The organism is Frankia sp. CoWAU3, from assembly GCF_977971855.1.
In genome coordinates, this window is the sequence record NZ_CDWWXB010000242.1 from 1 (window position 1) to 2,566 (window position 2,566).

Below are 2,566 nucleotides of genomic sequence, written 5' to 3' on the forward strand. Positions count from 1 at the left end.
ACAGAGTGACACCCGAAGGTTAAACGACAAGCTAAGAGCGCGTCTGGGAACTGGGCGGCTGGTGGGCGAATCTTGATCGAAAATGGGTGGGCTCCCGGTAGGACTGGTGGTTCTCACGCCAACCCGGTCCGCCAGGAGCCCGTGCACCAGTGTCCCCGACCTGCCTGTGTCCGCTATGCCCGGCCCACGCCGAGGCGACCCCTGTCACAACCGAGCCGTGTCCGTTCTACCCATCGTCATCGACGACCGATGCCCGGTGGGCGCTCATCGAGCCGCTGCTGCCGCTACCAGGCAGCGCCACCGGCAAGGGTGGTCGGCCGGAGAAGTGGCCGCGCCGGACCGTCCTCGACACGATCTTCTATCTGGTCCGCGGCGGGATCGCCTGGGCGCAACTCCCGCACGACTTCCCACCCGCCAAGACCATCTACGACATCTAGCGGCGGTGGGCGACGGCAGGCGTGTGGCAGCGGGTGCACGACTGCCTGCGTGACGCGCTTCGCGTGCACACTGGGCGCGACCCGCCACCGACCGCCGCGATCATGGACTCACAGACCGTGCGCGCCGCCGACACGGTGCCCTCCTCGACCGCCGGCTACGACCCCGCCAAGAAGACCAAAGGCCGCAAACGGCACATCGCCACAGACTCCAACGGCCTGCTCCTCGCCGTCGTCGTGACGGCCGCGAGCATCCAGGACCGGGACGGCGCGCACCGCGCGCTCGCCGCCCTGCGCGATGGTTTCGGCACGGTCCGCCACGTCTGGGCCGACGGCGGCTACGCCCGACGGCTCGTGACCTGGGCGGCCATGACCCTCAACCTCACCGTCCAGATCGTCAAGCGGACGGACAACGTCGCCGGGTTCGTGGTCCTGCCACGTCGCTGGGTCGTCGAACGGACCTACGGCTGGATCAACAAGCACCGCCGGTGCGTGCGTGACTACGAGACCCTGCCCGAGAGCCACGAGGCGATGGTCTACATCGCCATGATCATGGTCATGTCCCATCGCCTCGGACGCACCGGTGACTGGTGACCCGAGTTTTCAGACGCGCTCTTAACGGCGAACTTAACCGCCGTAGGCTCATATGATGCTGGCTATGGTCGGTGACAGGGCCTCGCATGCCACGCCGTTGTCGGTGGCGCGGTCGCTGCGTCTGCTCGGCGAGCATGTGTTGACCTGGCGGAAGCTGAACCGGCTGACCGCAGCCCAGGTCGCCCAGCGAGCCGGGATCTCCCGGGACACGCTGCGCGCCATCGAGCAGGGCAAGGGCACCGCGAGCACCGAGAACCTGTTCAGGGTGCTACGCACCATCGGGATCATGGATGCCGTCGTCAGGGCCACCGACCCGTACGAGACCGACGTCGGCCGGCTGCGCATGGACGAGATCCTCCCCAAGCGAGTACGGCGCTGATGGCCGGACGGGATCCTGTCGAGGTCACCGTCGAGATCGACGGGCAGGAGACCGCCGCAGGGACGTTGTGGCTTCACAACCGCGGCGGACAGAGCGCCACGTTCCGATATGCCGACGCCTACCTGACCAACCCGGCCGGATACGACCTCGACCCGGCGCTGGCCAGAGCCGCCGGCGTCTTCCACACGCCGGCGGGGTCGGCCATCTTCAACGCGTTCGCCGACAGCGCCCCCGACCGATGGGGTGAGAACCTCATGAGGCGTGAGGAGCGCGAGCGCGCCCGCGCCGCCGAGACCACACCTCGCACTCTCGGTAAGGCCGACTTCCTTCTCGGCGTCCGCGACGACACCCGCCAGGGAGATGTCAGGTTCCGCCAGCCGGCGACCGCCACCTACTATTCGACGCACCGGCACGCGGTCCCACGGCTGATCGACCTGGCCCGGCTCATGCGAGCAGCCGACCGCGTCCGCGCGGAGGGCGGCTTCGACCACGACCTCGCGGACCTCATCGACGCAGGTAGCTCGCTCGGCGGCGCGCGCCCCAAGGCAGCGGTGCGGGACGTGTCCGGGCGGCTCTCGATCGCCAAGTTCCCACGTTCGGACAGTGACGAATGGGACGTGGCCGGTTGGGAGGAGATCCAACTGAGACTCGCTCGCAGAGCGGGGCTTACCGTGGCGGAGTCGGAACTGCTGACCGTCACCGGCCGGCACGTACTACTCCTGAGCCGCTTCGACCGCATCGGCGCGCGGCGCCTGGGGTTCGCAAGCGCCCTGACAATGCTCGAGGCCTCCGACGGGGACCTCCGCAGCTACCTCGAGATCGCCGAGGTGATCGAACGCTACTCGCCGAGAGCTGACGCCGACCTGCGTGAGCTCTACCGGCGGATCCTGTTCTCCATCCTGACCGGGAACACCGACGACCACCTGCGCAATCACGCGTTCCTGCGCGAGCGAGACGGCTGGGCGCTCTCTCCTGCCTACGACCTCAACCCCAATCCGGACAACCCGGCCCGGCTGAGCACGGCCGTCGATCTCGACAACACCGACGCAAGCATCGACCTCGCGCTGTCGGTGGGCAACTACTTCCGCTTGTCGCCGCCGAGGGCCCGCGACCTCGTCAGGGAGGTGGAGACCGCCACGGCGGGCTGGCGGCAGGCCGC

At 68.5% G+C, this 2,566-nt stretch carries 3 protein-coding genes and 1 pseudogene; all 4 read left to right on the top strand.

Going from position 1 to position 2,566, the window contains the following annotated elements:
- Positions 1 to 149: 149 nt before the first annotated feature.
- Complete coding sequence (locus tag AC08ON_RS16320; protein ID WP_476608375.1) at positions 150 to 437, top strand: transposase; 288 nt, start codon at positions 150 to 152, stop codon at positions 435 to 437.
- Between the two features lie 12 nt (positions 438 to 449).
- Positions 450 to 1,028, top strand: a pseudogene (locus AC08ON_RS16325) (IS5 family transposase); the annotation flags it as partial.
- A gap of 64 nt (positions 1,029 to 1,092) precedes the next feature.
- A complete protein-coding gene (locus tag AC08ON_RS16330; RefSeq protein WP_476608374.1) occupies positions 1,093 to 1,407 on the top strand; it encodes a helix-turn-helix domain-containing protein in 315 nt (104 codons plus the stop codon).
- The coding region (locus AC08ON_RS16335) for a type II toxin-antitoxin system HipA family toxin (protein ID WP_476617276.1) at positions 1,407 to 2,566 on the top strand (1,160 nt) is incomplete at its 3' end. The genes AC08ON_RS16330 and AC08ON_RS16335, both read left to right, overlap by 1 nt.

What these genes read in the sequence shown, in the direction of transcription:
- AC08ON_RS16330 (WP_476608374.1), top strand. Translation starts at nt 1,093, where the DNA reads ATGGTCGGTGACAGGGCCTCGCATGCCACGCCGTTGTCGGTGGCGCGG.